The organism is Acidocella aminolytica 101 = DSM 11237 (genome assembly GCF_900129125.1).
Lineage (GTDB): Bacteria > Pseudomonadota > Alphaproteobacteria > Acetobacterales > Acetobacteraceae > Acidocella > Acidocella aminolytica.
Map to the genome: position 1 here is coordinate 72,689 of NZ_FQVJ01000003.1, position 25,113 is coordinate 97,801.

Genomic DNA, 25,113 nt, shown 5'->3' on the forward strand with positions numbered 1-25,113 from the left:
GCGGCTACAGAGATTTCCAGTAGGAGGCCGCGCAGCTCACAGCGGAAGGAGTGTCCGGGTGGTCGTGATGCTGCTTGGCTGCCTCGGTATCTCCGGTGGCGAAGCTTTGCCCAACGGAATTGATCACGTTATGAACAGGCCCGGAGTTGGTGCCCGTGATATTCTTGGCGGTCTGGCTGACGTTATGCTTTTCCAACGCCTGGCATACATTGGCGCTGCCGCCGCCCAACATGGGCACGGCGAAGAACACCACCAAGGCCATGATAACAATCCCGATAATGGCAATGCCCGATCTCATTCGTGATCCCCTTAAAGTTACCTTGGGGATGTGGACGCGACCTCGTCATCATCAATTAAATTTGTCCTGAACAGGTTGTTACAATCTCAATGCGAGGCCATTTTTGAGAAAAGATTAATAATCAGCACGCCAGCCATAATCAGCCCGATCCCCAGCAGGCCCGGCCAGTCCACCGCTTGCCGGTAATAGAAATAACCAACCGCGATAATCAGCACGATGCCAAACCCGCACCAAAGAGCATAAGCATAGCCAAGTGGCATCACCTTCACCACCTGGGCGAGGCAGAAGAAGCTAAGACAATAGCCCACCAGCACCACCATCGTTGGGACTGGCCGGGTAAAGCCATCACAAAGTTTCAGCGCGGAGGTTGCTGTCACCTCACAGGCAATCGCGATGGCGAGCAGCAGATAGACCATCAGAAGTCAGAACAACGGCCGTTTTTTTCCCAATCGCCGTAACGGGTTGGCTCCGGCCCGGCCGGGCCGCCAATTTCCTTGGGCTGCTTGGGAGGCTGCGTCTCGGCGGGCTTGAGGCTTTCCGTCGTCTCGGGAGCGTTTTTGTCTTCCATGGCCGATAATCTAGATCAAACCATAAAGAAGGAAAGGGGCCTTTGGCTTATCTCAGTCCTTCCTCTTTCGCCTGCAGGATGCGCTGCTGGTCGAGCTCCCGCCAGTTGGAGCCCTTCGGCGCGTTAGCAAGCGATTGCTTGAACAGGCTCAGCGCCTCGGGCGTGATCGATCCGGCTTTTTCTGTCAGTGCCTCGGCCAGATAAGCCTGCCCCTCGCTGGCATCGGACGAGCTTGGGTCCGTCACAGTCAGATGCGCACGAAGAAGGCTGATCAGCTTGTCCAACTGCTTGTCCTGGGCGGCCTGCTGGGCCTGCCATTGGGCGTGCGGCTCAGAGGGCACGCCCGGCGTGGACCCCGGCAGATAAAGCGCGAAGCCGCCAACAGGCAAAGCGATCATGGTCACGATGAGTAGTAGCTTGGCACTGCCGCCGGTAGCTTGGGTGGGCATGGAATCGGCGGCGAGCAGGCGGCGCTCAATTTCCAGCTTCGCCCCTTCATGTTCGGTCTCGCTAATCCGGCCTTCCGCCAGATCACGCTCCAGTTCCGCCAGCTGGGCCCTGTGCAGGGCCATGGCGGCTTCACGTCGCTCAGAAAGATTGCGCGGGCGGCGAAAGGCCAGCAGCAAGGGTAAGGTGAGCGCCAGCGCCACCAGCAGCATATAAATCAGAATCATTTCAGTAATTCATCCAGCCGGGCCTGTTCGGCCTCTGTCAGGGGCGCAACGGGCTTGGCGCGGTTGCGCCGTCCCAGCCAATAAACCAGAAAACCTATAATTAGCGCCAGAAACGGCGAGGCATAAAGCAGCCAGGTCAGCGGTGAAACAGGCGGTTTCAGCAGTACGAAGATGCCATAGCGATGCACCATATACTGCATGATCTGCTTGTCCGGCACGCCTTGCACCACCTGCTGCCGGATGATGGTGCGTAACTGCTTGGCCAGCCCGGCCGAGGATTCCTCGATACTTTCATTCTGGCAGACGAGGCAGCGAAGCTGGCTGCCAATGGTCTCAGCGCGGTGTTCCTGCGCTGGGGTCAGAATCACGCCGTCGCGCTGTACCATGGCCTGCGCTAATGCCAGTCCCGGCACCAGCAGTAGGGCAAAAAGAAGCCGCTTTATTTTCATGAATACTGCTTGAACAAAGGCATGAGCCGGTTTTGCACAACCTCTTTAGTCAACGCGCCTGGGTAGCGCAGCCGCACAATCCCTGTTTTGTCGATAAAATAGGTCTCCGGGACGCCATATACGCCCCAGTTGATCGCGGTGAGGCCGGATTCGTCCGTGGCGAGGCGTTGGTAAGGGTTACCGAAATTTTGCAGATAAGCGGCCAGCGCGTCTGGCGTGTCCTCATAGGCAATGCCCCAGATGGTAATGCCGGAGGCCGCCAGCTTGTGCAGCATCGGCGCTTCCTCCTGGCAAGGCGCGCACCAGGAGGCAAACCAGTTCACGAGCATCGGCTTGGGCGGGCTCAGCAGGTCTGTGTTTGAGAACCCCTGAAACCCTGGTGCACCAGGCAAGGCGAAGGTCGGAGGGTGCTTGCCGATGAGCGGTGAGGGCAGCGTGTGGGGGTTGTAATCATTGTCCTGCATCCGGCGCAGGATGGTGTAAAATCCAACCCCGCCCACTGCGGCCATGGCGAGTGGCACCCCGAACAGCAAACGCCGGCGTAATGGCGACATCAGACCGTTGCCCCACCCGGCACACGCTTGCGGAAAGGCGCGCCCACGCGCAACCGCCGGTCAGAGAGCGAGAAGAACCCGCCCATCGCCATAATCAGCCCGCCAAACCAAATTTCCGGCGCGCCGGGGTGGCGGTTCAGCCGCAATTCCGCCCCGCCATCCTGCTCGCTGGCGAACACGGCGTACAGGTCCTGAAAGCCGTTGGTGTGGATCGCGGCGTCGTTGGTGATGACATGCTGCGCGGTGAAAAACCGGCGTGAGGGGTGCAGTGTGAGGAAGGCATGGCCGTTATCGCTCAGCACCACATCCGCCACACGACGCTGGTAATTGGGCCCCGGCGCGTCGTGAATATCCTTCAACGTCCAGGTATACCCACCCAGCTCAGTGGACTGACCGGGTTTGAGCACGATCACTTTCTGCGTGGCGAGCGTCATGGCTGCGATGCCGATGACGGAAACGCCAAAGCCGATATGCCCCATTGCCGCGCCAATGGCGGCGCGCGGCAGCGTGAACAGCCGCTGCAGGGACTGGCCGAATGGCACGCGGAACAGCCGTACCCGCTCCGCGAGGTCCGTGAACGCGGCCATCACGACCCAGGCGCCGCCCGCTAGCCCAAGAGCGGCGATGATATGCTTGGTCGCGGTGAGAATGATGAACACCAGCGCCGCAATGGCTGCTGCCAGCCATAGACGTTGCATTACGGGATAGAGATCCGCCCGTTTCCATCGCAATAACGGCCCCACCCCCATCGCCAGAATAATAGGCGAGGTCAGCGGCAGAACCGTCTGGTTAAAGAACGGCGCGCCAACTGAAAGCTGGATGCCGAAAAGCAGGTTCACAAAAGGCGGGTAAAGTGTGCCCGTGAACACCACAGCGGCAATGGCGCAAAGGAAGATATTGTTGAGAATCAATGCGCTTTCTCGGCTGATGGGCGCATAAATCCCCGACCCGGCGAGAATCGGCGCGCGCACCGCGAACAACAGCAAAGACCCGCAAATGGTGATGCCTAACAGCCCTAGAATGAATAGCCCTTGGTTCGGAGCTTCGGCGAAGCTGTGCACGGAGTTCAGAATACCCGAGCGCACCAGGAACGTGCCGGAGAGCGAGAGCGAGAAGGTGGCGATCGCCAGCAGCACCGTCCAAGCTTTCAGGCTTTCACGCTTTTCCACCACAATGGCGCAATGCAACAGCGCGGTGCCGGTCAGCCAGGGCAGCAGAGCGGCGTTTTCCACCGGATCCCAGAACCAGAACCCACCCCAGCCTAGCGTGTAATAAGACCACCAGCTCCCCAGCGTGATGCCGCCCGTCAGGAAGCACCAGGAGATAAGCGCCCATGGCCGCACCCAGCGTCCCCAGGCGGCATCAATCCGCCCTTCGATCAGCGCCGCGATAGCGAAGGCGAAGGCAACGGAGAACCCGACATAACCGGTGTAGAGAACCGGCGGGTGGAAGGCGAGGCCGGGGTCCTGCAGGATCGGGTTCATGCCCGCGCCATTCAGCGGTGGCGGCCAAATGCGAGTGAACGGGTCGGACACTGCCAGCGTGAACAGCAGGAAGCCGCAGGAAATCAGCCCCAGAACTCCCAGAACGCGCGACCGTAAGGAGGCCGGCAGCCGCTTGCCGCCCACCGCCACGGCGGCGCCGCAGAGTGAGAGGATCAGACACCAGAGCAGGATGGAGCCGTCATGATTCCCCCAGATGCCGGTGATCCGGTATAAAAGCGGGGTCTGAGCGGAGGAAAAATCCGCGATATTCTCGACCGTGAAGTCGGACACCACACCTGCCCAGACCAGCGCCAGAAACGAAAGCGAGATGGCGGTGAAATGCAGTAGCGTCAGCAAAGGCGCCGCGGTCAGGGCGCGCGGGTCTTTTAGTGTGGGGCCGGCAATGCCGACCACCCCTTGCGCGCAGGCCAAGGCTACGGCCATGGCCAGGCAGAAATGCCCAAGCTCAGGTATCATGCGCCTTTCCCTTTCACGCTCATATCATCCCAACTGGCGGCGTTGGGCGGTGGGCCAAAGCGCGGGTTCCATTTGCCACTCTTTTTCAACGCTTCCTCAACATCTTTGGGCATATAATCGGCGCCATGCTTGGCCAGAACCTCGCTGGCCCGGAACACATCGCCCTTCTGCATGGAGCCGATGGCGACCACGCCTTGCCCCTCACGGAACAGATCAGGCAGCACGCCGGTATAAATAACCTTCACGGCCGCCTGGCCATCCGTCACCGCGAAATGCGTGACCGGTTCGCCCTTGGACACATCGGTGGCAACGGTGCCGACCTCCACAATGCCGCCAAGCCGGAAGCTCCGTCCCAGTGGCGGCGCCTTGGCTTCCACCTGCCGGGGCGAAAGGAAGTATGTGAGCGAGGATGAAAACGCCGCGAGCGACAGCGCCACGGCCCCACCCAAGCAGACTAAACAGGCCAGAACTAGGTAAAGCCGACGCTTTTTGGGGGTGCGCATCTTAGAGCTGCTCGGCCTGGGCTAGGCGCGCGCGAGCCCGGCGATAGCGGGCCAGCGTCAACAAGGATACGCCTGCCAGAAAGATCACGGTTGCGGCATAAGCCCCGTCGATAAAGGGCCAGACCTGGATGGGTTGTACGGGAGGGGTCATTGTGCGCGCTCCGCCGCGGCGCGCAGCAGGGCCGTGGTCTTACGTTCTGAAATCGCCGAGGACATGCGCGCCACCACCAGCGTGATGAAGGTAAGGTAGAACCCTACGGATGCGATCAGCAACGGGTAGAGCATGGTGATGTAAATTTTGGAGGGGCCAGTGAAGGAGATGGTGTTGCCCTGATGCAGCGTGTTCCACCACTGGACCGAGAATACGATGATCGGCAAATTCACCGCCCCGGCCAGCGCCAATATGGCGGCGGCGCGATAGGCATGGGCTTTGTTATCAAATGCCCGAATAAGCGCGATATGGCCGAGATAAAGGAAAAACAGGATCAGCACGGAGGTCAACCGGGCATCCCACACCCAATAAGCCCCCCACATAGGCTTGCCCCAGAGCGAGCCGGAGACGAGGCAGACAGCAGTGAACCCGGCGCCGATGGGACTGATTTCCTCTGCCGCGATATCCGCCAGCGGGTGCCGCCAGACCAGGGAAAGAAACGAGCAGATGGCGAGCGCCGCATACCCCGCCATTGCGACCCAGGCGGCGGGCACATGCACATACATGATGCGCGAGGCGTTGCCCTGCTGCCAGTCAGCCGGGGCAAACCAATAGCCCCAGACAATTCCGGTAACGGTTAAAAAAAGCGCGAATCCGGCCAGCCACGGCAAGGTTGGGCGTGCAACGCGTTGGAACCGGCCAGGATTGGCCAAATAATGAAACCACCCGCCATTTTTGGCTGGTCTGGTCTGGACAAGCGCACTTTCCTTCATGGCTGCGTTCTTACGTCTTCGCTAAGTAAATTTGAAGCACTGTGAAAATTGGTTACATTCCAGCCCCATGAACTACTGGCTGGTGAAATCCGAACCTGACGCATTCTCCTGGGATGAGCAGGTTAAAAATGGCGTTGAGCCCTGGACGGGCGTGCGCAACCATCTCGCCAAGCGGCATCTCAAGGAGATGAAGCAGGGCGATCTCGCTTTCTTCTACCACTCCAATATCGGGCGGGAGATTGTCGGCATTGTTGAGGTGGCGCGCGAAGCCTATCCTGACCCGACGGCGGAAAGCGGCGATTGGGTGTGCGTGGACATGAAGGCGGTGAAATCTTTGAAAACGCCCGTAACCCTTGCGGCGATCAAGGCTGATCCCAAATTCAAGGAGCTTGGCTTGCTCAAATATTCACGCCTGTCGGTCGCGCCGGTCGGCCCTGAGCATTGGGCGATGCTGTGTGAGATGGGAGGGGTGAAATGACCGAGTCCGCGATTCTGGCCGGTGGGTGCTTCTGGTGCCTGGAAGCCGCTTATGACGAGCTTGAAGGGGTTGTCAGCGTCCAGTCCGGTTATGCAGGCGGGCATGTGGAGCACCCCAGCTATAAACAGGTTTGCTCCGGCGCCACCGGCCATGCCGAGGTGGTGAAGGTGGAATATGACCCATCCGTGATTTCTTACGCTGATTTGCTGCGGGTGTTTTTCACCATTCATGACCCCACTATGCTGAACCGTCAGGGCAATGACATCGGCACGCAATACCGCTCCGCGATTTTTTATGCCATGCCCGAACAAAAAGCCGCGGCGGAGGCTGCTATTGCCGAATTCACGCCAATCTGGGGTAAGATTGTTACAGAAATCTTACCGCTCACCATTTTTTGGCCCGCAGAGGCAGAGCATGAGAATTATTTCGCGCGGAACCCGTGGTCTGGTTACTGCCAAGCCATTATCGCTCCGAAAATCGCCAAGCTGCGCAAGAATTTTCACGACCGGCTTAAGAAAGCTTAAAGCAGCGCTGTCGCGACTTGATTGCCGCCTTTCACCTTCGCCTCACGCAGGGCCTTGGCGGCGGCGGTCATTAGAATGGCGGGCGAGGGCTTGGTTTCCTTCACGCAGGCCACGCCCACGCTAACAGTAAGCGGCATGGGCAGGCCCGGGACGCCATGGGAAGCCACCATTTCGCAAATACGTTCGGCTACCAGCTTGGAGTCGATGAGGCCAGCCTGCAACAGAACAGCGAAGCAATTTACGTCATAGCGTCCGCAAGCGTCATCTTCGCGGATTGAATGGCGGATTTGCCTGGCGATTTCGGACAGAGCGCGGTCTCCGGTTTCCATGCCGAAATGTTCGTTTACGATGGAAAGACGGTCTATATCCACAAAAAGTAGGCTGAAGGATGAATCAGATGTCGCGTGAGTGCATTCAAGATAGATAAGCTCCTCGATCATGACACGGTTCCACATCCTGGTCACTTCATCTACCGCATTCCGGCGGTCGATAGGCTCCCAGCTCTGAATGAGCGCATCTTGGAACGAGGGGGGACGGCTGCGACTTAGTTCACGCTCCGCGATGATCGCAAGATCCTGGAGGGTTTCTTGCTCGTCGGGGCCAAGTTGCCGGGAAAGAGTATCCATAATGCATAGGGCGCCCACCGCCGAGCCGGACTCGGCATGGATAGCGTGACCCGCATAAAAGCGTACGAAAGGTGGGCCGGTGACGATGGCGTTATTGGCAACACGTTCATCCTGCGTGGCATCGGGTACCACAAAGGGGCCATGAAATGACAGGGCAAGATTGCAGAAAGAGGTGCCCCGCGGAAGTGAGGTGAAAGATAGGCCAAAGCTGGATTTGGTCCATTGATGATCTTCCGCGATGAAATTGATCATCGCTATGGGGGCTTTTAAAATCCGTGCCGTTAATCTCGTGATTCGATCAAAACGCGCCTCAGCGGGTGTGTAGATCAAGTTCAGGGCATGCATATCCTTCAGCCGAAGCATTTCGCTTAAGCTGACCTGTTTAGCTTCAGTGCTCACATGCATCCCTGTTAGGTTGTCCGTCTAACCTCAACTATAAGATGCATAATAGGTATGGCAAAGCCAGTGGATAAAAAGTAATCAACCGTTATAAGAACAGCATCGAATAGAAATGGCCGCGGCGGGGCGGTTGGCCCGCCCACGCAGCGGCCATAGAGTGCTCAGAAGCCTTCCAGAACGATCTTGCCGACCGTTTCGCCACTTTCCAGCGCGGCGTGGGCGCGCATGAGGTTGCCAGCGTTGATAAGGCCAAAATTCTCGGTCATCGTGGTTTTCAGTGTGCCGTTATCGACAAGATGGGCAATGGCCTCTAGCGTGCGGTGCTGGATGGCCATGTTCGCCGTATGCAGCATACCGCGCGTGAACACATATTCCGTGTGCAGAGTAGCGCTCTTGCGGATCAGCGGCGAGACATTCAGCTCCCCGGCGTTGGATTCGATGATGCCCACAGCGCCTTCCGGAGCCAGCAGGTCCACTAGCTTGTGAAAATGCTGTTTCACATGCGCCACGCAGAGAATGTGGTCAGGCGGCGCCAGTCCAGCCTGCAGGATTTGCGCACCAAAATCGTGATGATGGTTGACGATGTGATGCGCGCCGAGCGAGCGGCACCAATCCGCGGTCTCTGGGCGGGAGGCGGTGGCGATGATCGTCATGTCCGTCAACTGCGCGGCGAGTTGAATGGCCATGGAACCCACACCGCCGCCAGCGCCCACCACCAGCAGCGTGCCGCCATGCGGCTGGTCGCGCGGGATACGGAAACGCTCGAACAGCATCTCCCAGGCCGTGAGCGCGGTGAGCGGCAGCGCGGCGGCAGCAGCAAAATTGAGGGTTTTGGGTTTGTGGCCGACAATCCGGTCGTCAACCAGATGGAATTCGGCATTGGTGCCTGGGCGGTCCGTCACGCCAGCGTAATAAACCTCGTCACCAACGGAGAAATTCTGCACTTCAGGGCCGATGGCGCGCACGATTCCGGCGGCATCGAACCCCAACACGCGGGGCTCGCCAAGCGGCTCGTTGGCTTGACGGATCTTGGTGTCGATCGGGTTTACGGACACAGCTTTAATCTCGACCAGCAAGTCGTGATGGCGGGGAACCGGCATTGGCAGTTCGATATCCTGCAGCGCATCAGGATCTGTGATGGGGCGGGAATGGGTAAAGGCAACGGCTTTCATGGAACGTCTTTCACTTGAGGTTGGCCGGCTATCTACATGATATAATATGATATGATTGGCATGAATTAATGAATGCGCAACAGGCTGGGGCCCTCGTTTGCCAGCCATGTGGTTGCGGCGTGCCTGTGCGGGGTGAGCAGGTCCGTTAATGCCCAGAAATTCGGCCCATGATTCATGTGCCGTAAATGCGCCACTTCATGCGCCACGACGTAATCCTGCACAAAATCTGGGGCGCAGATAAGTCGCCAGCAAAAAGCCAGCGTCCCGTCCGGGGCGCAGCTCCCCCAACGGGATCGGGTGTCTTTAATTCGTACAACTTTGGGACGCAGGCTGGCGCGCTGGGCGGTTTCCGCAGCGCGGGCGGTCAGGCGCTGGCGAGCCAGATGTTTCAGGCAGTCGGAAACACGCCGCGCCAGGAATTCCGGTTCGCCGGTGACATAGATGGCGCCGCTCTCGATCCAGGCGCCACCGCGTTGGTTTTGAACATGCACAATCTCGTGAGGCACCCCGACCACGGGCACCATCGCGCCGGGTTTGAGAGCTAGGGGCAAGGGCAGGGCGTCCAACTTTTCGCTTACCCAGGCTTCATGCTCGTGCAGCAGAGCGAGCCCTGCCCGGCGGGAGGCGCGCATGGGCAGGGTTATAACCACCCCTTGCGCTGGATCCACCCGTAATGAAATTCGACGGGCCCGCGTGGAGCGTTTGAAGGACACAGCAATCAGCGCGCCCTGGACGGGAACAAATTCAGTGGTGAACGCGGCGCCGCTCACGCGCGCCGCCGCCGGGGAGGCTTGCCCGGCCAGTCCATGATGTGATGCTCAAGCGGCCCGGCCTCGCGTTCATCCACACAGCGCCCCGCGACGGAGGCGCCTGATTCGATTACGCTTTCGGCCCGACCGCTGCGCAGCGGGTGCCAGGGCGGCAGATCTTTGCCCTCATGAACCAGTCGGTAGGCACAGCTCGGCGGTAGCCAGTCGACTTTTTCCAGTTTTTTGGGTGTCAGCTTCACGCAATCCGGCACGAGGCTCTTGCGGTTGGCATAGTCCCGGCAGCGGGCCGTTGCGGTATCTAGAAGGCGGCAGGCGACGTTGGTGAATTCAATTTCGTCCGTGTCTTCGTCGCGCAATTTGTGCAGGCAGCAACGCCCGCAGCCATCACAGAGCGCCTCCCACTCCGACCGGCTCATCTCCGCCAGTGTCTTGTTTCGCCAGAATCCCATGCTGCCAGCATAGCCGAGGCCGCGCGGGTTCGCCATGGCAAGTGTTTATGACAGCTATCCCCCCCCCCCCGTTGCGGGGGCATGGGGTGGCGTGGCAAGGTTAAGTTATGTTGAGACGTATGATGTTGGCGGGTCTGGGCGGCGCCCTGGCATTGCCTAAGGCGAGTTGGGCGGCGCAAAGCTTCCCGGCCTTTTTGGCGCAACTCCAAGCCAGGGCTCGGGCCGAGGGGATTCCCGCCCGTGTCGTGGAGGCAAGCACGGCGCATCTCACGCCGAATCAGAAAGTGCTGAAGCTCGACCATCACCAGCCGGAATTCACCCTGACCTGGGCGAAATATTCCAGCATCGTGCTGACGCAAGAGCGGATCGGCACCGGGCAGAAGACATATCATGCCACCCAGCCGCTGCTGGCAGCGGTGACTAGTCGGTATGGCGTGTCCAGCCAAATTATATTGGGCATTTGGGGGCTGGAGACGAATTTCGGGTCCAATCAAGGTGATTTTAACGTCATCGACGCACTGGCCACACTTTCCTGGGACAGGCAGAGCCGGTATTTCGGGAATGAGGCGATTGACGCGATGAAGATTGTGGCGCAGGGCGATGCGCCGGTCTCGCGGTTGCTTGGCTCTTATGCCGGGGCCATGGGGCAGCCGCAATTTATGCCCAGCACTTATCTCTCCACGGCGGTAAGCTTCACTGGACATGGCGCTCCGGATATCTGGCACTCAAACGCTGACGCCCTGGCCTCTATGGCCAATTACCTCGCGAAGGCTGGGTGGCGGTCTGATGAGCCGTCGTCCGAGAGCGTAGCGGTGCCGCATGGTGTTAATCTGGGTGAAACAGGCCGAAAGCATGTGCGGACTCTCGGCTATTGGGAGCGGCTGGGGGTTCAACGCCTTCCCGGCGCCGTGCGGCTGCCGGATTCCATGCCTGCAGCGCTGCTGTTGCCGGATGGCCCTGGCGGACAAGCCTTTTTGGTGTACCAGAATTTCTCGGTCATCCGCCGTTATAACCCGTCCGACTATTATGCCCTAGCCGTCGGCGCGTTAGGGCGAATGATTCTGGCATGATCAACCGGCTACTTTTAGGGGTATGCGCGGTGCTCTCCGGCTGTGTGGCGCACCGCCAGCCGCCGTCCGGGCATGTGACCTATACCATTGGCAACCCTTATCAAACGGGAGGGCAATGGCATTATCCCCGTGAATTCAACCAGTACGACGCAACCGGGCTTGGGATCATCATACGGCATGATTCCAATCCCTACACGGCTGATGGCGAAGTTTATGACGCTGAAGGGTTGATGGCCGCCAGCCCGGTGTTGCCGTTGCCCAGCATCGTGACCGTCACAAATCTGGTGAATGGCTATTCTGTGCAGGTGCGGGTGAATGAGCGCGGGCCGAACGTGCCGGGGCGGGTGATTGCCGTGACACCTCGCGTGGCGCGATTGCTGCGTTTCCCCACTGGTGGTGTGGTTGAGGTGCAGGTGAAGCTGGATAGCGCCGCGAGCGCGGCACTTCAGGCGTCTTTGGGGGCCGGGCCGAAATTAAGCGCCGCGCCAGTGGTGGGGATTACCGAGCAGAGTTTGGCAGCACCCGGCGGTGGCACAACCAGCAGGGCGCAGCAGATTGGCCCGGCCAGCAATGCCAGTATGCGAAGTGGCGCGCCGCGGCTCACCGGGCAAGTGACAACGATCCTACCAGCGCCCGGGCCGCTTTGGGTTCGGGTTTCGGGGTTTGGAAACGAAGGTGACGCAGCGCGGATGATGGCGCGGCTCTATGGGTTTCCGGCCCGGCTAACGCCTGTGTTTGGCGGCGACCGTACGCTCTGGGCCGTGGATGCTGGGCCATACCACTCCGTTGCTGCGGCGGATCAGGCGTTGCAAGAGGTGCTGCGTCGGGGCGTCGCGGGACCTGAGATCGTCGTAAGGTAGTATGGTGGCAAAGCGGGGTGTGTTCATTACGCTGGAGGGCGGGGAAGGGGCTGGCAAATCCACCGCGGCCTCCGGGCTGGCCGCGAAGCTGCGCGAGGAAGGGCAGGAGGTACTGCTGACCCGTGAGCCAGGCGGCACCAAGGGGGCGGAAGCGATTCGGGCGCTGCTGTTGAATCAGGATATCCCGCTAGACCCACTGGCCCAGACCATGCTGCATTTCGCGGCTCGAGCGGACCATGTGGCGCATTCGATCAGACCTGCGCTGGCGCGCGGCGCCGTGGTGATTTGCGACCGGTTTTATGATTCCACCATGGCTTATCAATCTTACGGTCAGGGCGTGGCACTTGCGGATGTGCGGGCTTTGATTGGGTTGATCAGGTTAAAGCCGGATATTACATTTCTTCTTGAGCTTGCTGAGAATGAAGCAAAAAAACGTATCCTGGCGCGTGCCAGTGGGACAGACCGTTATGAGGAAATGGACGCGGCTTTTTTCGCCCGCGTGCAGACCGGGTTTGCCTGCATGGCGGCGGCGGAGCCTGAGCGCTTCTTGAAAATCGACGCCAGCCCGGCGCCGGGCGAGGTGGTGGCGGCATTGCGGCTGGCGTTGCGTGAAAAAGCAGGGCGCTGATGGTGCTGGACCCGCGCGCGAACCCGTTTTTCCGTGGGCACGAAGGGGCGGTTAACTCGCTTATTCATGCCGTGCGGTCTGGGCGGCTGCATCATGGCTGGCTACTGGCAGGGCCGCCGGGGATTGGCAAGGCGACACTGGCCTACCGGTTTGGGCGCTGGCTGTTGGCGGGCGGGCAGACGGCTGATCTGTCCGTCCCTGAAAGCTCCGGCGTGTTCCGGCGTGTGGCTGCGGGCACGCATCCTGATTTTTTTACCGTTGAACGGCGTGTGAATGCCAAGACGGAGAAGCTGCAAGGCGAAATCGTGATCGCTACCATTCAAGAGGCCAGTGCGTTTATGCGCCTGACCCCGGCCGAAGGCGGCTGGCGCGTGGTGGTAGTGGATGGCGCGGAGGATATGAACCCCAACGCGGCGAATGCGCTGTTGAAATTGCTAGAGGAACCGCCACCCCGCGCGATTCTGCTGCTGGTTAGCGCGGCGCCGGGGAGGCTTTTGCCAACCATCCGTAGCCGTTGCAGGATTTTGCCGATGGCGCCCTTGCCAAGTGAGACTATGCTGACCTTGCTCCAAGAGTATGCGCCGGAGTTGGAGCAACCTGCGACGGCGCGGTTGATAGATCTGTCAGAAGGCAGCATTGGCAATGCGCTCAGCCTCGCGGCTGGCGATGGCGTGGCGCTGGCCGCTTTGGTGGATGAAGCTTTGGACGCTCCGGTAAAGCCCGCCCGGGCCCAAGCCATGGCAGACAGCGTTACCCGCACGGTGGACGGAACGGACAGGTTCGAGCTGTTTTTTTCTCTGTTGCGGACGCGCTTAGCCACCCGCACCCGTGCTCTGGCACGGGCAGGGGCAGGGGGCATGCATCTCAGCCATAACGTCACGCTCTGGCAGGATTTTGGAAAACTGGAGCGCGAAGTGTTAGGATTAAATTTGGACAAGCGCGCCGCCATCCTCGTGGCGCTGGAACAGTTGCATAGGTCATGAGCAAGAAGTTTTATATTACCACGCCGATCTATTACGTGAACGGCGCGCCGCATCTCGGCCACGCCTACACTTCCACCGCCGCTGACGTTCTCGCCCGCTGGCACCGGCTGGAGGGGGAAGATGTGTTTTTTCTCACCGGCACGGATGAACATGGGCAGAAGGTAGAGAGTGCTGCCCGTGCCGCCGGCATTGCACCGCAGGAATTTGCTGACCGTGTGTCGGCTGATTTCGAGGATATGGCGAAGGCGATGAACATTTCCAATGATGAGTTCATCCGCACCACCGCGCCGCATCACAAGGAAGCTTGTCAGGCGATTTGGAAGAAGCTGGAGGAAAACGGCTTCATCTATCTCGGCGCTTATGAGGGCTGGTACGCGGTGCGAGATGAAGCCTTCTATGATGAGTCCGAAACTGCGCTGAAACCGGATGGCACGCGCTATGCAGTGGCCTCCGGCGCGGCGGTGGAGTGGGTTGTTGAACCCAGCTATTTCTTCAGACTCAGCGCCTTTCAGGACAAGCTCCTTGAATATTATGAGCGAAATCCGGGCTTTATCGCCCCTTCCGCCAAACGCAATGAAATCCTGTCTTTCGTGCGCGGGGGGCTGAACGATCTTTCCATCTCCCGCACCAGCTTCTCCTGGGGCATTCCGGTGCCGGGCGATGAGAAGCATGTGATGTATGTCTGGCTGGACGCCTTGGTGAATTACATCACCGCCGTCGGCTACCCGGATGTAACCGCGCCGCGTTGGGGGTATTGGCCCGCCAGCCTGCATTTGGTGGGCAAGGAGATTATCCGCTTTCACTCCGTCTATTGGCCCGCGTTTTTGATGGGGGCCGGATTGCCGCTGCCGGAGAAGATTTTCTCCCATGGCTGGTGGACAGTGGAAGGGGCTAAGATGTCCAAGTCGCTGGGTAATTTCATTGATGTCCGGCCGCTAGTGCAAGAATTCGGGCTCGATCAGATCCGTTATTTCATTCTGCGCGAAGTGCCTTTTGGTAATGACGGCGATTTCTCCCGCCGCTCGCTGGTGGGGCGGATCAATTCTGACCTGGCCAATGGCATTGGTAATCTGGCCCAGCGCACGCTCTCTTTCATAGGCAAGAATGCAGGTGGCGCCGTGCCGCCGAAAGGCACATTGCAGGAGGTCGATGAGGCGCTGATGGTCCTGGCCAACGCTCTGCCGGAGAAAATGCGCGCGGCGCTCCATAAGATCGCATTCCATGAAGCACTGGAGGAAGCTTGGCGGGTGATCCGCGCTGCCGACACATATATCGACGCCCAGGCGCCCTGGAGTCTTCGCAAAACTGACACCGCTCGGATGAACACCGTGCTCTATACGCTTTGCGAAGTGTTGCGTGTGCTGGGGGTGGTATTGCAGGCTTTCATGCCGGACACAATGGGTAAGCTGCTGGATTATCTGGCGTTGGGCGAGGAACGCTCTTTGGTCGTGTTGGGTGCGCCTTTGGTTGAGGGCACCTCTTTGCCTGCTCCCGCTGGCTTGTTCCCTCGCGTGGTTGAGGCCGCATAATGCTCGTCGATTCCCATTGTCATCTCGATTATTTCAACAAGCCCGGTGAGCAGGCGGAGATTATTGCCCGCGCTGTTGAGGCTGGCGTTCAGGAGATGGTGACGATTGGCGTCACGCTGAAGCAAAGCCAGGAAATTCTGTCGATTGCTGCGCAGTTTGAGAATGTCTGGGCCTGTGTAGGCGTCCACCCCAATCATGCGGCGGATGTGCTGCCGGTGGTGGAGCCAGAGGTGCTGGCGAAATTGGCGGAACACCCCAAGGTGGTGGGCATTGGTGAATCGGGCCTGGATTATTTCTACGACAACGCGCCGAAGGACGTGCAGGAGCAGAATTTCCGCGCTAATATCCGCGCCGCGCGGTTGGTTGGGCTGCCGATTTGCATTCATGCACGTGACGCGGATGCGGATATTGCTCGGATCCTACGTGAGGAGCGGGCAGGGGGGCATTTCGAGTTTCTGCTGCACTGCTTCTCATCCTCCCGCCAGCTAGCTGAGGACGCGATGGAGATGGGGGGCTATTTTTCGTTTTCCGGTATCCTGACGTTTCCGAAAGGCGAAACTGTGCGGGAGGTGGCGGCCATCGTGCCGGAGGACCGGATTTTGGTGGAGACGGACAGTCCTTATCTGGCTCCTGTGCCTCATCGCGGGCAGCGCAATGAGCCCGCCTATACAGCCCACACTGCCGCCAAGCTGGCTGAGGTGAGGGGCCTTTCCAGCGATGCTCTGGCCGAGCTGACCACCCGTAATTTCCGGACCTTGTTCAAGAAAGCGGTGCGATGAAAGTTACCTTGCTGGGCACCGGTGGCTCAGCCGGGTTACCACAGATTGGCGGCGTGGATGGGCGCGGTGATTGGGGGCGGGTTGACCCGGCCGAGCCGCGAAACCGGCGTTCACGCCCCAGCATTGTGATCCATGCCAATGACGGGCGGAACATTCTCGTCGATACCGGGCCGGATTTGCGTTACCAACTGACCAACTGCGGAATCGGAAAGATCGACGCCGTGATCTATACCCATGCCCATGCCGACCATGTGGCTGGGTTGGATGATGTTCGGATTCTCAACCGTATTCTCGGCACGCCAATGCCCGCTTATGCCACGGCCGATGTTTGGGCAGAGCTGCGACGGCGCTTTGATTATGTGTTCAAACCCTGGAATGGCGGTTTTTTTGGCCGTCCGGCGTTGGAAACGCATGATATTGCACCGGGCCTACCCTTTGAGCTGTTCGGGCAGACAATTCTGCCGATTGACCAGGATCATGGGTTTACCCGCTCGCTGGGGTTGCGGATTGGCGATTTTGCCTATTGCACGGATGTCGTGCGGTTGGATGAAACCGCTCTGGCGGCCTTGAAGGGGGTGAAAAGCTGGGTGGTAGATTGCTTCACCCCTGCGAACGACCACCCTACCCACGCCGGGCTGGAAACTGTGCAGGGCTGGGTTGACCAGTTGCGCCCACAACGCACGATTCTCACTCACATGGGGCCAGCCATGGACTATAAAATGCTACTGGCCACGTTGCCACCTGGAATTGAGCCTGGCTACGACGGGATGGAATTAGCGCCATAAAAAATGGCCGAGATTCCTCCCGGCCATAGCCAATTAATCAGGCCGTTACTTCAGGCAACGCTTCGCTCACAAGAGCTATCCAGATTGTTGAGATAGGCCCGCAGGCTTCGGGGAAGCTGGCGGGCGGACTTCGCACGGGGATAATCCATTTCACACTTCTCCGTTACCTGACCGAAAATTTCCGCATGCTCGGCCCAGTTGTCGAAGGCCATACGGTCAATATTGTCGATGAAGGTTTCCGCCGGGAGGCCCTCGGCAAGGATCAGGTCGTGATCGTCCACCTCGACGTGATAGTAGACGAAGTTTTCCGTAATATTTTCCCGTGTGATGGAGGTGCCGTTTACCAGAGCGCCGGCATTGACCAGAACACCGTTCAAGAACACCGCATGGTCTGGTGAGATGAGAAGATCGCGGGACGGCAAAGAGACTCCCAACGCGTTGGCCTTGATACGTACCGGTAGCGTCCGCAAGGGGTCTGCAAAGCGTGGAGACACCGTCTTGCGCCCAATCCAGCGCACGGCGACGGCAATATCGTCCGCGTTAAGCACGAAGTCGCCGATCCGCAGATTTTCGATAGCCACCGGCCCATTCGGCGTGTCAATGAGCGTGCCAGCCAGGAAACAAGGTACGATGGCTGTTTGGACATCCATCGTGATATTATAGCCGCTCCCGTTGCTGGTTTCATTTATGGTCAGGGGGCCGGAGCTTCCTGCTACGTAGGTGCCTGCCGTTAGACTTGTGCCGGCAATCGTGACAGAACCGATGGCGTTGGTATGAGCTGTGTCACTGTAGAGTGTAATGGTTTGTGAACTGCCGCTCGTCGAGATGACATAGGATTGTACCTCGGACGGCAGATCCTGAAACTCAACCTTCGAGGTCGCGGCACTGAACCCGTTTATGGTCAGACCAGAAAGATCTAGAGTGGTTCCGCCAGCATTGGCAACGAATGTACCGCCACCGGCGCCAAAATTGATTGTTGTGCTGCTCAGGAGAGAGATAAGTCCAGAGCCAAGACTTAATTCGCCGCCATAGGAAAGATTAACGGTAAAGCCAGAAAGCGCGCTAGCGAGGGAACCCGATGAGAGCGTTAAGGTTCCGCCCTGGACATTTGCCGTGACTGAAGATGCAAGGGAGGCTGATTCAGATAAAAAGGCTGTTCCGCCAATATACAGCGTTGTTGCAGAAAGGAGGCCCGCGGTGACTGTTATATAATCTGTTGCCCCTGGTACGACGGCATAGTCTCCAGCACCAATACTCAGAAGCGAGGATGATGTATTGGAAGTTGTGATTATATTGTTGGATGAAAGGCCCGTAACAGTTTGAACGGTTGTTGAGCCATCAAGAACGGTCAACGTATATGTGCTAAAGAGCCCAGTAGGTCCGGAGATTTGGTAAGAAATACCATCTGTATTTGGACCGTATGTTCCATCTGGAAACGAATTACAATCAAAAATCTCTAAAATTTAATTCACCGATTTATTAGTAAGCCAATGTTCGAATTATAAACTAAAATACAATCTTACTTTCCATAATATAGATTCTGCGTTTTTTGTGCCTGCCTGATTAGTACCGCCCTGAGGCGCCTCCCTTTCATGAATTCTTCTGAAACATCTATTGCCACAGACGAATTGGCGCTCATTTAGAGCGTCCACCCCGCCTGCGGCGACGTTTGGTAGCGCGTCAGCGCTTTATTCTGGGATGATATAAGCTTTCTCGTGGTTAAAGCCGACGCATACCGTATCGCCGACATAAGCTTGAAGATTGCTGTCTTGCCTTTGTGTGCGGACAGACAACTCCTGCCCCCACCCAGTGCGGACCATATAGGCTATGACATCGCCAAGATATGTCCGGCCGGTTATCTGAACGGGTATCCCTTCCTTGGCGAGGAACAAATCCTCGGGCCGCAACATTAGACGCTTAGCGCCCTCGCGGTTTGGTTGATAATTATACAGCTTGGTGCCGTCCGGTAGATGAGGAAAACCGGATTGTAGATGCACGTCTATGAGATTGGAGTTGCCGATGAACCCGGCGGTAAAGGTACTGACCGGATGGTCGTAAAGGTCTTCGCCTGTGCCCACCTGTTCAATGCCGCCATGGTTGAACAGAACGATGCGGTCTGAAAGCCGCAGGGCTTCTTCCTGATCATGTGTGACGTAGATGATGGTGACGCCGGTTTCGAGATGGATACGTTCGATCTCCGCCTGAATGTCCTCCCTGAGTTTTTTATCGAGTGCGGAGAGCGGTTCGTCCATCAGCAAAATCTGTGGATCATACGCCAAGGCCCGGGCCAGAGCGACGCGTTGCTGCTGGCCTCCGGAGAGTTGGGCGGGCTTGCGGTCGCGCATTGGGGTGAGATGCACAAGGTCCAGCATCTCTTTTACCTTGGCTTCAATTTCTGCTTTCGGACGGCGGCGGACTCGAAGGGGAAAAGCAATATTCTCCGCCACGGTGAGGTGCGGGAATAAAGTATAGCGCTGAAAGACCATGCCAATATCGCGGTGATTTGGCGAAACTCGAACTAGGGAACGCCCGTTCAGCAGAACATCGCCTGCATTGGGCTCAATAAAGCCCGCAATGGCGTAAAGAGTGGTGCTTTTGCCGGAGCCAGAGGGGCCAAGAAACGTGATGAACTCGCCTTTTTGAATTCGCAGCGAGATATTATTGATGGCTACAAAATCACCGAATTCCTTACGGAGATTGCGGAGTTCAAGATAAGCGCCACTCATCGCTTTGAATCCTTATTGAAAAGTGCTGTCAGCCCCATAAGGAGGATGGTGCCGAGGACAAGTAAAGAAGAAACCACGGCAATGTCGGGCGAAAGATTTTGCCTTACTTCCCCTAGCATACGCACCGGCAAAGTTTGCAGGCCCGGACTGGCCATGAAAATCGCCACAACCACCTCGTCCCAGGAGGTAAGAAAAGAGAAGATGGCAGCAGAGAAAATGCCATGGCGGATGGCGGGAAGAATGACCCTCACCCGCGCTTCCCAAAGGGAGGCACCGCAAAGCATAGCGGCGTCTTCCAGGGATTTATCCGTTTGTTCCAGTGCGCTGGTGATGGCGACTATTGAGAATGGCAGCGCCAGAACAAGATGTGCAAGCACAAAGCCCAGGAACGTACCCGCCAGATGCAAGCGCAGAAAGGTAGCATAAAGCGCGATGCCCAGCACAATGGACGGCATGATCATCGGCGTAAGGAAGAAGCCTCGCAGCATCTCACGCCCCGGGAAGTTGCCGCGTGCAAGCGCAAAGCCTGCGAGCAGGCCGAGAAAGACGGAAGCTAATGTGACAACGATTCCGAGTTCAACGCTGGTAAGAAAGGAGTTCAGCCAGTTAGGGTCCGCTAAGACCTCCCGATACCACTGCAGAGTCCAACCCGGTGGTGGAAACTGGAGCCATTGCGAGCTGTCGAAAGATAGAGCGATTAGCAGGCATAAGGGGGCGAGCAGAAAGACGACTGCCACGCCTGCAACTGCACAAAGGGCGATGCGCCACCAACCAAGTTGTGAGAAATCTAGCAGCATTCCCTCAGCTCCTCTTCAGGCCGTGCGGGGCCAAGTAGCGAGCCTGCACAGCGTAGAGCGTCAGTGTCACCACCAGCAGCACAAAGGACGCAGCCCCCGCCAAGCCCCAATTCAACAGAGTTTGTACCTGCTGGGCGATGAGCTCCGCCAGCATCATATCCTGCGCTCCACCAAGCAGAGACGGCGTGATGTAATAGCCGAGTGACATGACGAAGATGATCAGCCCGCCTGCCGCGAGGCCAGGTAGGAGCAGGGGCAAGAAGATGCGAGTGAAGCTTTGCAGTCGCGAGGCGCCGCAGAGCGAGGCAGCCTGGAACATGGACGGATCCAGCGAGGCCAGTGGGCCGCGTAGCGAAATAACCATAAAAGGTAGCATGATGTAGACCATGCCGATCACCACACCCGCCATGCTACCATAGAGCGGTAACGGATTCTGGATAATACCCGTCCAGATCAGAAAGTTATTAATCGGCCCATTATCCTGCAGCAGAACCATCCAGGCATAGGTGCGGGCCAGAAGGTTAGTCCACATGGAGAGGATGACGATACCGAACATGAACCGCCCTACCCTGCTTGGTGCCACGGCGATGAACCAGGCCAAGGGTAGTCCTATCAAAGTAGTGATGGCGGTCACGATGAAGGAAATAACAAAAGTATTTTCCAGTACATTGGCATAAGTGCTGGTGGCAAGCAGCGCTGCGTAATTCTGTAGGCCGAGATGCGGCTCCATAACAGAGCGCAACAGCAGCGCCAGAACCGGCAACGTAAAGCAAAGCAGCAGAAATGTGAGAACCGGCACAGCCGGGGCAAAGCCCCTCGAGCGGCGACGCCTTTTTTCAGGCGGGACGGTTTGTACCGTCCCGGTCAGGGTCATTTGGTCTGCCATGCGTACCAGCGATTGGCGATTTCATCACGATGTGCGGCCCAATAATCCATATTCAGGTTGATATGCGTGGCGGCATGGGCACTCGGCAGGTCGGCCAGGGCTTTTTTGCCCATTAGCGCGGCGGAGCCCTTATTCACCGGCGCATAGCCGGTTGCAGTGGCGAATTTGGCTTGCGCCTCGGCGCTGGTGGCGTAGGCGATAAATTTCCGAGCCGCCGCTATGTTGGGAGCACCCTTCGGGATTACCAGCATATCGCCGGTGGTAAGGTTATCGTCCCAACTCATAGCCACGGGCACGCCAGAATCCTCCAATGCCTGCACACGGCCGTTCCACATCAGGCTAATCGGGCATTGGCCGGAGGCAAGCTGCTGCTGAGATTGCGCGCCGGTGCTCCACCAGACAATATCTTTCTTGATGGTATCAAGCTTCTTGAAGGCGCGGTTTAAGTCCAACGGGTAAAGCTGGTCGGGCTTTACACCGTCCGCGAGCAGAGCGGCTTCCAGCACGCCAGCGAAAGACCATTTATAGAAGCAGCGCTTGCCAGGGAATTTCTTGACGTTGAACAGATCTGCCATGGTCTTCGGCGGATCACTTTTGAATTTGTTTTTATTGTAGGCAATGACGAAGGAATAATAGAAGGAACCGACGGCATCGGGGGTGAGGAAGCGCGGGTCAATCTGTGCGGAATCAGATGCAGGCAGGTTGATGGGCGCCAGCAGCCCCGCCTTGGCGGCGGCCTGGGCAAAGTCGCCCTCTACATCCACCACGTCCCACGAGACATTGCCACTTTGTACCATGGCTTTGAACTTGCCGTAATCTGTCGGCCCGTCCTGCAGCACTTTGATGCCAGTGGCCTTTGAGAACGGATCGGCCCAATCCTTTTGCTGAGCTTGCTGCGTAGTGCCGCCCCAGCTTGTGAATACCATGCTGCTCTGCGCCTGGGCCGCAACAGCGGTGCCCAACGCCAGACAAAGACCCAACCCAAAGCGACGCATCTTCAGACCTCCTTGATAAGCGGATTGCCAGGCAACGGCGAGAACGGCGCGGGGCGCAGGATCTTTGTCTCCATCGTCTCGATCAGGGCCTGAATTTTTGGAATGAACGCCAGCCAGCGTTCATCGCGGATGAGGGCGGCACGGCGGCGCTCGCGTTCATCCAGGCTGGGATAGGCCCAGATATGCACGATCTCGTTTTGCGGGCCGATTTCAGTTGAAAAATAGCCAGCCAATCCGCCAAGGTGTGCGCTTTGTATGGCAATTCCCTCCTCCTCGACCAATTTCAGATAGGCCGGAACCGTGCCGGTCTTCAGCCTGTAGGTACGCATCTCGTAAAACATCGGTGCGGCCTCGGTAGTTTATCTTATGGTATACCATAAGAGCGTCTAAAAGCATCTGTAAAGAGGAAAATTGTCGGACATTGCCTTATTTGACGTCAAATACTAAGACGACGATGCTTTTGTATTCGAAAAATGGCTTCTTGCCTGATTTTTGTGCGGCGCAAAAGGACGTTAAGCTTGGCTTTGGTTAAGGGCCAAAGTCAATGCATTTTGCAGATGCCTAACCGACGCAGCTTCCGCAGCATCTGGATCTCGGGCTTCGATCGCATCAAGAATCGCCTGCATTTCCGCGACCCCTTCCCTATCTCTCCCAGACGTGGAGATGGTTCGCGCGCGCAAATGGGTGATCCGTCCATTCAGAGATACCAGCAGCTCCCATGCCACCAGCCTCCCCGCAGCACGGAACATGGTTTCATAGAAATTTGCGGTAGCGGCCAGCACGGCGAAAGGGTCGGCGCTGGCATAGCCTTCGCGCACTTCTTCTAGGGCCGCGCGTAGAGCGTTCAGGTCTTCCGGCGTGGCACGGGCCGCGCAATGGCGGGCAGCCAGCGCTTCCAGCATGGAGCGCAGCTCATAGATTTGCGCGATTTTCGCGGGCTCGGGTGCGGCCACTGCGGGCCCATGATTCGGAATGGTCTCGACCAATCCTTCGGATTCCAAATGGCGCAAAACCTCCCGCACCACGGAACGGCTTACGCCAAGGCGCTCGCATAAAGCCCGCTCCACCAATCGTTCGCCGGGGCGGAATTTCATGGTGAGAATTGCTTCGCGCATTTTTTCCAGCGCCAATTGCCGTAATGTTTTGGCGGGGCGATCGATCAGCAGCGCGTCAGGTTGAGTATCCGGCATGGTTCAGGACCTATTTCCGTTTGGCTTATTCTATAATGAGCCGAGTCAAAAACGATAGACAGATGCAGTTTCCTCTTTACACGGCGTTCTTGTCAATCTTATGGTATACCATAAGACAACAAGGAGTTCGCTATGACGCTGTCCCTGCGCAAGCTCGTCACCTACACAGAAGATATCCGTAGCGAAGGCGGTCGTGTCGCCCCGGCCCCATTTAAACTATTTGCCGCCGCCGCGGTGCTCACCAACCCTTGGGTCGGGCGCGGCTTCGTAGAGGACCTCTCGCCAGAGATCCGGGCCATTGCGCCGGAGTTGGGAGAACTCCTGACCGCTGAAATCCTGCGCCTGGCGGGCTCAGGTGAAGCGGTGGAAGGTTATGGCAAGTCGGCCATCGTTGGCAGTGCTGGCGAAGTGGAACACGCCTCGGCGCTGATCCATACGCTGCGTTTTGGGAATCATTACCGCCGGGCGGTGGGGGCGAAATCTTATCTTGCCTTCACCAACACACGCGGTGGGCCAGGTGCCTCCATTCAGATTCCGCTGATGCACAAGCATGACGAGGGTATGCGCTCGCATTATCTTACCGTGCAGTTCAGCATCGACGACGCCCCTGCCCCGGATGAGATTGTGGTGGCGTTGGGCGCATCCATCGGCGGACGGCCGCATCATCGCATTGGTGACCGGTATAAGGACCTAGCCGAGCTGGGCGATTTGAATGGCTGAGGGTTATCGTCTCGGCCGGTTGGGCGGCACGGGCTATTGCCGTGCCGGGTCTGGTCCGGCCTTGGTGCTCATCCATGGGGTGGGTATGCATGCCGGGTTTTGGGCGCCGCAGATGGCTGCCTTCGCTCCGCATTGGGACGTGATCGCTTACGACACGCTGGGTCATGGCAGCAGCCTTTTGCCACCGGACAAGCCAGACCTTGGCGATTATGCCGGGCAGCTTCTGGCTTTGCTCGACGGGCTGGGGCTGAAGCGCGTGAGCCTTGTCGGCCATTCCATGGGAGCACTCATCGCGCTGGAATTCGCTCTGGCCTTTCCCGACCGCGTAAACGCCGTTGTACCCATGAACGGCGTTTATTGCCGCACACCGTCCCAGCGTGCCGCTGTGCAGGCCCGGGCGGAGGCGCTGCAGGGCCGCGCGCAGGATTTGGCGTGGCGGCAGGCGGCAATCGACCGCTGGTTCGGTGTGCCAGTGCCGCCCGTGCTGCTGGAAACCGCCGCCTGGGTGGGGGCCTCGCTCGCCACAGTGAATCCGGTTGGCTATGCTCGTGCCTATGGACTGTTTGCTCGTGCTGATGCCGCACATGAAGGACAGCTGGGGCGTCTGGCGATGCCGGCCTTGTTTCTAACCGGGGAGGAAGATGAAAATTCCTCTCCTGAAATGTCCCGCCGCATGGCCAAGGCTGCGCCGCAAGGCAGGGCATTGGCACTTTCTGGCCAGCGCCACATGATGAGCTTGGCCGCGCCTGAGTTGGTGAATGAAGTTCTCACCCGTTTTTTTGCTGAAACCGCGCTGTTGCAAGCCGCGCAATAGCT

General features: G+C 58.2%; 32 protein-coding genes. 11 read left to right on the forward strand and 21 right to left on the reverse strand.

The window, feature by feature from the left end; genetic code table 11:
* Positions 1-4: 4 nt before the first annotated feature.
* From BUB54_RS02435 to ccmC, 10 genes are all read right to left on the reverse strand, one after another.
* The gene (locus BUB54_RS02435; protein ID WP_048877165.1) at positions 5-298 is read right to left on the reverse strand and encodes a hypothetical protein; all 294 of its coding nucleotides are present in this window, start codon (positions 296-298) and stop codon (positions 5-7) included.
* Between the two features lie 86 nt (positions 299-384).
* Entirely contained in the window at positions 385-714 is a 330-nt protein-coding gene (locus tag BUB54_RS02440) for a DMT family transporter (RefSeq protein ID WP_048877166.1), read from the reverse strand.
* On the reverse strand, positions 714-866 hold the full coding sequence (locus tag BUB54_RS02445; RefSeq protein WP_073211173.1) for a DUF1674 domain-containing protein: 153 nt from the start codon (positions 864-866) through the stop codon (positions 714-716). The genes BUB54_RS02440 and BUB54_RS02445 overlap by 1 nt, the downstream gene beginning before the upstream one ends.
* A 47-nt stretch (positions 867-913) precedes the next feature.
* Complete coding sequence (gene ccmI, locus BUB54_RS02450) at positions 914-1,540, reverse strand: c-type cytochrome biogenesis protein CcmI (RefSeq protein ID WP_048877167.1); 627 nt, start codon at positions 1,538-1,540, stop codon at positions 914-916.
* Positions 1,537-1,989, reverse strand: a complete 453-nt coding sequence (locus BUB54_RS02455) for a cytochrome c-type biogenesis protein (RefSeq protein ID WP_073211175.1) — start codon at positions 1,987-1,989, stop codon at positions 1,537-1,539. Before BUB54_RS02455 ends, ccmI begins: the two co-directional genes overlap by 4 nt.
* The gene (locus BUB54_RS02460; RefSeq protein WP_048877168.1) at positions 1,986-2,543 is read right to left on the reverse strand and encodes a DsbE family thiol:disulfide interchange protein; all 558 of its coding nucleotides are present in this window, start codon (positions 2,541-2,543) and stop codon (positions 1,986-1,988) included. Before BUB54_RS02460 ends, BUB54_RS02455 begins: the two co-directional genes overlap by 4 nt.
* The gene (locus BUB54_RS02465) at positions 2,543-4,504 is read right to left on the reverse strand and encodes a heme lyase CcmF/NrfE family subunit (RefSeq protein ID WP_048877169.1); all 1,962 of its coding nucleotides are present in this window, start codon (positions 4,502-4,504) and stop codon (positions 2,543-2,545) included. The genes BUB54_RS02460 and BUB54_RS02465 overlap by 1 nt, the downstream gene beginning before the upstream one ends.
* Positions 4,501-5,007, reverse strand: a complete 507-nt coding sequence (gene ccmE / locus BUB54_RS02470) for a cytochrome c maturation protein CcmE (protein WP_048877170.1) — start codon at positions 5,005-5,007, stop codon at positions 4,501-4,503. Before ccmE ends, BUB54_RS02465 begins: the two co-directional genes overlap by 4 nt.
* 1 nt (position 5,008) lies before the next feature.
* Positions 5,009-5,158, reverse strand: coding sequence for a heme exporter protein CcmD (ccmD, locus tag BUB54_RS02475; RefSeq protein WP_082075540.1), 150 nt, complete (start codon positions 5,156-5,158; stop codon positions 5,009-5,011).
* A complete protein-coding gene (gene ccmC, locus BUB54_RS02480; protein WP_048877171.1) occupies positions 5,155-5,931 on the reverse strand; it encodes a heme ABC transporter permease CcmC in 777 nt (258 codons plus the stop codon). The genes ccmD and ccmC overlap by 4 nt, the downstream gene beginning before the upstream one ends.
* A 67-nt stretch (positions 5,932-5,998) precedes the next feature.
* On the opposite strand from ccmC, the gene BUB54_RS02485 reads away from it, so the two are divergent.
* Complete coding sequence (locus BUB54_RS02485) at positions 5,999-6,409, forward strand: EVE domain-containing protein (RefSeq protein ID WP_048877172.1); 411 nt, start codon at positions 5,999-6,001, stop codon at positions 6,407-6,409.
* A complete protein-coding gene (gene msrA / locus BUB54_RS02490) occupies positions 6,406-6,933 on the forward strand; it encodes a peptide-methionine (S)-S-oxide reductase MsrA (RefSeq protein WP_048877173.1) in 528 nt (175 codons plus the stop codon). Before BUB54_RS02485 ends, msrA begins: the two co-directional genes overlap by 4 nt.
* On the opposite strand, the gene BUB54_RS02495 is transcribed toward msrA, so the two are convergent.
* The 4 genes from BUB54_RS02495 to BUB54_RS02510 all read right to left on the reverse strand — a co-directional run bounded on the left by BUB54_RS02495 (position 6,930) and on the right by BUB54_RS02510 (position 10,349).
* The gene (locus BUB54_RS02495) at positions 6,930-7,958 is read right to left on the reverse strand and encodes a sensor domain-containing diguanylate cyclase (RefSeq protein WP_158320054.1); all 1,029 of its coding nucleotides are present in this window, start codon (positions 7,956-7,958) and stop codon (positions 6,930-6,932) included. The genes msrA and BUB54_RS02495 overlap by 4 nt on opposite strands.
* Before the next feature lie 161 nt (positions 7,959-8,119).
* Positions 8,120-9,130, reverse strand: a complete 1,011-nt coding sequence (locus tag BUB54_RS02500; protein ID WP_048877175.1) for a zinc-binding alcohol dehydrogenase family protein — start codon at positions 9,128-9,130, stop codon at positions 8,120-8,122.
* A gap of 65 nt (positions 9,131-9,195) precedes the next feature.
* Positions 9,196-9,900: a M48 family metallopeptidase gene (locus tag BUB54_RS02505; protein ID WP_048877176.1), complete on the reverse strand. Its 705-nt coding sequence runs from the start codon at positions 9,898-9,900 to the stop codon at positions 9,196-9,198.
* A complete protein-coding gene (locus BUB54_RS02510) occupies positions 9,897-10,349 on the reverse strand; it encodes a YcgN family cysteine cluster protein (protein ID WP_175556459.1) in 453 nt (150 codons plus the stop codon). Before BUB54_RS02510 ends, BUB54_RS02505 begins: the two co-directional genes overlap by 4 nt.
* A gap of 107 nt (positions 10,350-10,456) precedes the next feature.
* Here BUB54_RS02510 and BUB54_RS02515 point away from each other — a divergent pair, with 107 nt between their 5' ends.
* From BUB54_RS02515 to BUB54_RS02545, 7 genes are read left to right on the forward strand one after another with little or no spacing between them, the layout of a single operon-like run.
* Positions 10,457-11,419, forward strand: a complete 963-nt coding sequence (locus tag BUB54_RS02515) for a lytic murein transglycosylase (RefSeq protein ID WP_048877875.1) — start codon at positions 10,457-10,459, stop codon at positions 11,417-11,419.
* Entirely contained in the window at positions 11,416-12,279 is an 864-nt protein-coding gene (locus tag BUB54_RS02520; RefSeq protein WP_048877876.1) for an RlpA-like double-psi beta-barrel domain-containing protein, read from the forward strand. Before BUB54_RS02515 ends, BUB54_RS02520 begins: the two co-directional genes overlap by 4 nt.
* Position 12,280: 1 nt before the next feature.
* The gene (gene tmk / locus BUB54_RS02525) at positions 12,281-12,907 is read left to right on the forward strand and encodes a dTMP kinase (protein ID WP_048877877.1); all 627 of its coding nucleotides are present in this window, start codon (positions 12,281-12,283) and stop codon (positions 12,905-12,907) included.
* Positions 12,907-13,890 carry a DNA polymerase III subunit delta' gene (locus BUB54_RS02530; RefSeq protein WP_175556455.1) on the forward strand — a complete coding sequence of 328 codons (984 nt, stop codon included), beginning with the start codon at positions 12,907-12,909 and terminating at the stop codon, positions 13,888-13,890. Before tmk ends, BUB54_RS02530 begins: the two co-directional genes overlap by 1 nt.
* A complete protein-coding gene (gene metG / locus BUB54_RS02535; protein ID WP_048877878.1) occupies positions 13,887-15,419 on the forward strand; it encodes a methionine--tRNA ligase in 1,533 nt (510 codons plus the stop codon). The genes BUB54_RS02530 and metG overlap by 4 nt, the downstream gene beginning before the upstream one ends.
* A complete protein-coding gene (locus BUB54_RS02540) occupies positions 15,419-16,198 on the forward strand; it encodes a TatD family hydrolase (protein WP_048877879.1) in 780 nt (259 codons plus the stop codon). The genes metG and BUB54_RS02540 overlap by 1 nt, the downstream gene beginning before the upstream one ends.
* A complete protein-coding gene (locus BUB54_RS02545; protein WP_048877880.1) occupies positions 16,195-16,983 on the forward strand; it encodes an MBL fold metallo-hydrolase in 789 nt (262 codons plus the stop codon). The genes BUB54_RS02540 and BUB54_RS02545 overlap by 4 nt, the downstream gene beginning before the upstream one ends.
* Before the next feature lie 50 nt (positions 16,984-17,033).
* Here the strand turns inward: BUB54_RS02545 and BUB54_RS02550 are convergent, their stop codons facing one another.
* The 7 genes from BUB54_RS02550 to BUB54_RS02580 all read right to left on the reverse strand — a co-directional run bounded on the left by BUB54_RS02550 (position 17,034) and on the right by BUB54_RS02580 (position 23,577).
* Entirely contained in the window at positions 17,034-18,335 is a 1,302-nt protein-coding gene (locus BUB54_RS02550; RefSeq protein ID WP_052948303.1) for a Hint domain-containing protein, read from the reverse strand.
* A gap of 336 nt (positions 18,336-18,671) precedes the next feature.
* Positions 18,672-19,709: an ABC transporter ATP-binding protein gene (locus BUB54_RS02555; protein ID WP_048877881.1), complete on the reverse strand. Its 1,038-nt coding sequence runs from the start codon at positions 19,707-19,709 to the stop codon at positions 18,672-18,674.
* The gene (locus tag BUB54_RS02560) at positions 19,706-20,506 is read right to left on the reverse strand and encodes an ABC transporter permease (RefSeq protein WP_048877882.1); all 801 of its coding nucleotides are present in this window, start codon (positions 20,504-20,506) and stop codon (positions 19,706-19,708) included. The genes BUB54_RS02555 and BUB54_RS02560 overlap by 4 nt, the downstream gene beginning before the upstream one ends.
* 4 nt (positions 20,507-20,510) lie before the next feature.
* Positions 20,511-21,380, reverse strand: coding sequence for an ABC transporter permease (locus BUB54_RS02565; RefSeq protein ID WP_048877883.1), 870 nt, complete (start codon positions 21,378-21,380; stop codon positions 20,511-20,513).
* Entirely contained in the window at positions 21,377-22,387 is a 1,011-nt protein-coding gene (locus BUB54_RS02570; protein WP_048877884.1) for an ABC transporter substrate-binding protein, read from the reverse strand. Before BUB54_RS02570 ends, BUB54_RS02565 begins: the two co-directional genes overlap by 4 nt.
* A gap of 2 nt (positions 22,388-22,389) precedes the next feature.
* Complete coding sequence (locus tag BUB54_RS02575) at positions 22,390-22,728, reverse strand: NIPSNAP family protein (RefSeq protein WP_048877885.1); 339 nt, start codon at positions 22,726-22,728, stop codon at positions 22,390-22,392.
* 171 nt (positions 22,729-22,899) lie between these two features.
* The gene (locus BUB54_RS02580) at positions 22,900-23,577 is read right to left on the reverse strand and encodes a GntR family transcriptional regulator (RefSeq protein ID WP_048877886.1); all 678 of its coding nucleotides are present in this window, start codon (positions 23,575-23,577) and stop codon (positions 22,900-22,902) included.
* A 132-nt stretch (positions 23,578-23,709) separates the two neighbouring features.
* Here BUB54_RS02580 and BUB54_RS02585 point away from each other — a divergent pair, with 132 nt between their 5' ends.
* Entirely contained in the window at positions 23,710-24,297 is a 588-nt protein-coding gene (locus tag BUB54_RS02585; RefSeq protein WP_048877887.1) for an amino acid synthesis family protein, read from the forward strand.
* Complete coding sequence (locus BUB54_RS02590; protein WP_048877888.1) at positions 24,290-25,111, forward strand: alpha/beta fold hydrolase; 822 nt, start codon at positions 24,290-24,292, stop codon at positions 25,109-25,111. Before BUB54_RS02585 ends, BUB54_RS02590 begins: the two co-directional genes overlap by 8 nt.
* Positions 25,112-25,113 lie beyond the last annotated feature (2 nt).

Bases quoted from the DNA above. Each gene is read 5' to 3' on its own strand.
- BUB54_RS02435 (WP_048877165.1), bottom strand. From the start codon at position 298: ATGAGATCGGGCATTGCCATTATCGGGATTGTTATCATGGCCTTGGTG.
- BUB54_RS02440 (WP_048877166.1), bottom strand. From the start codon at position 714: ATGGTCTATCTGCTGCTCGCCATCGCGATTGCCTGTGAGGTGACAGCA.
- BUB54_RS02445 (WP_073211173.1), bottom strand. From the start codon at position 866: ATGGAAGACAAAAACGCTCCCGAGACGACGGAAAGCCTCAAGCCCGCC.
- ccmI (WP_048877167.1), bottom strand. From the start codon at position 1,540: ATGATTCTGATTTATATGCTGCTGGTGGCGCTGGCGCTCACCTTACCC.
- BUB54_RS02455 (WP_073211175.1), bottom strand. From the start codon at position 1,989: ATGAAAATAAAGCGGCTTCTTTTTGCCCTACTGCTGGTGCCGGGACTG.
- BUB54_RS02460 (WP_048877168.1), bottom strand. From the start codon at position 2,543: ATGTCGCCATTACGCCGGCGTTTGCTGTTCGGGGTGCCACTCGCCATG.
- BUB54_RS02465 (WP_048877169.1), bottom strand. From the start codon at position 4,504: ATGATACCTGAGCTTGGGCATTTCTGCCTGGCCATGGCCGTAGCCTTG.
- ccmE (WP_048877170.1), bottom strand. From the start codon at position 5,007: ATGCGCACCCCCAAAAAGCGTCGGCTTTACCTAGTTCTGGCCTGTTTA.
- ccmD (WP_082075540.1), bottom strand. From the start codon at position 5,158: ATGACCCCTCCCGTACAACCCATCCAGGTCTGGCCCTTTATCGACGGG.
- ccmC (WP_048877171.1), bottom strand. From the start codon at position 5,931: ATGAAGGAAAGTGCGCTTGTCCAGACCAGACCAGCCAAAAATGGCGGG.
- BUB54_RS02485 (WP_048877172.1), top strand. From the start codon at position 5,999: ATGAACTACTGGCTGGTGAAATCCGAACCTGACGCATTCTCCTGGGAT.
- msrA (WP_048877173.1), top strand. From the start codon at position 6,406: ATGACCGAGTCCGCGATTCTGGCCGGTGGGTGCTTCTGGTGCCTGGAA.
- BUB54_RS02500 (WP_048877175.1), bottom strand. From the start codon at position 9,130: ATGAAAGCCGTTGCCTTTACCCATTCCCGCCCCATCACAGATCCTGAT.
- BUB54_RS02510 (WP_175556459.1), bottom strand. From the start codon at position 10,349: ATGGGATTCTGGCGAAACAAGACACTGGCGGAGATGAGCCGGTCGGAG.
- BUB54_RS02515 (WP_048877875.1), top strand. From the start codon at position 10,457: ATGTTGAGACGTATGATGTTGGCGGGTCTGGGCGGCGCCCTGGCATTG.
- BUB54_RS02520 (WP_048877876.1), top strand. From the start codon at position 11,416: ATGATCAACCGGCTACTTTTAGGGGTATGCGCGGTGCTCTCCGGCTGT.
- tmk (WP_048877877.1), top strand. From the start codon at position 12,281: ATGGTGGCAAAGCGGGGTGTGTTCATTACGCTGGAGGGCGGGGAAGGG.
- BUB54_RS02530 (WP_175556455.1), top strand. From the start codon at position 12,907: ATGGTGCTGGACCCGCGCGCGAACCCGTTTTTCCGTGGGCACGAAGGG.
- metG (WP_048877878.1), top strand. From the start codon at position 13,887: ATGAGCAAGAAGTTTTATATTACCACGCCGATCTATTACGTGAACGGC.
- BUB54_RS02540 (WP_048877879.1), top strand. From the start codon at position 15,419: ATGCTCGTCGATTCCCATTGTCATCTCGATTATTTCAACAAGCCCGGT.
- BUB54_RS02545 (WP_048877880.1), top strand. From the start codon at position 16,195: ATGAAAGTTACCTTGCTGGGCACCGGTGGCTCAGCCGGGTTACCACAG.
- BUB54_RS02555 (WP_048877881.1), bottom strand. From the start codon at position 19,709: ATGAGTGGCGCTTATCTTGAACTCCGCAATCTCCGTAAGGAATTCGGT.
- BUB54_RS02560 (WP_048877882.1), bottom strand. From the start codon at position 20,506: ATGCTGCTAGATTTCTCACAACTTGGTTGGTGGCGCATCGCCCTTTGT.
- BUB54_RS02565 (WP_048877883.1), bottom strand. From the start codon at position 21,380: ATGACCCTGACCGGGACGGTACAAACCGTCCCGCCTGAAAAAAGGCGT.
- BUB54_RS02570 (WP_048877884.1), bottom strand. From the start codon at position 22,387: ATGCGTCGCTTTGGGTTGGGTCTTTGTCTGGCGTTGGGCACCGCTGTT.
- BUB54_RS02575 (WP_048877885.1), bottom strand. From the start codon at position 22,728: ATGTTTTACGAGATGCGTACCTACAGGCTGAAGACCGGCACGGTTCCG.
- BUB54_RS02580 (WP_048877886.1), bottom strand. From the start codon at position 23,577: ATGCCGGATACTCAACCTGACGCGCTGCTGATCGATCGCCCCGCCAAA.
- BUB54_RS02585 (WP_048877887.1), top strand. From the start codon at position 23,710: ATGACGCTGTCCCTGCGCAAGCTCGTCACCTACACAGAAGATATCCGT.
- BUB54_RS02590 (WP_048877888.1), top strand. From the start codon at position 24,290: ATGGCTGAGGGTTATCGTCTCGGCCGGTTGGGCGGCACGGGCTATTGC.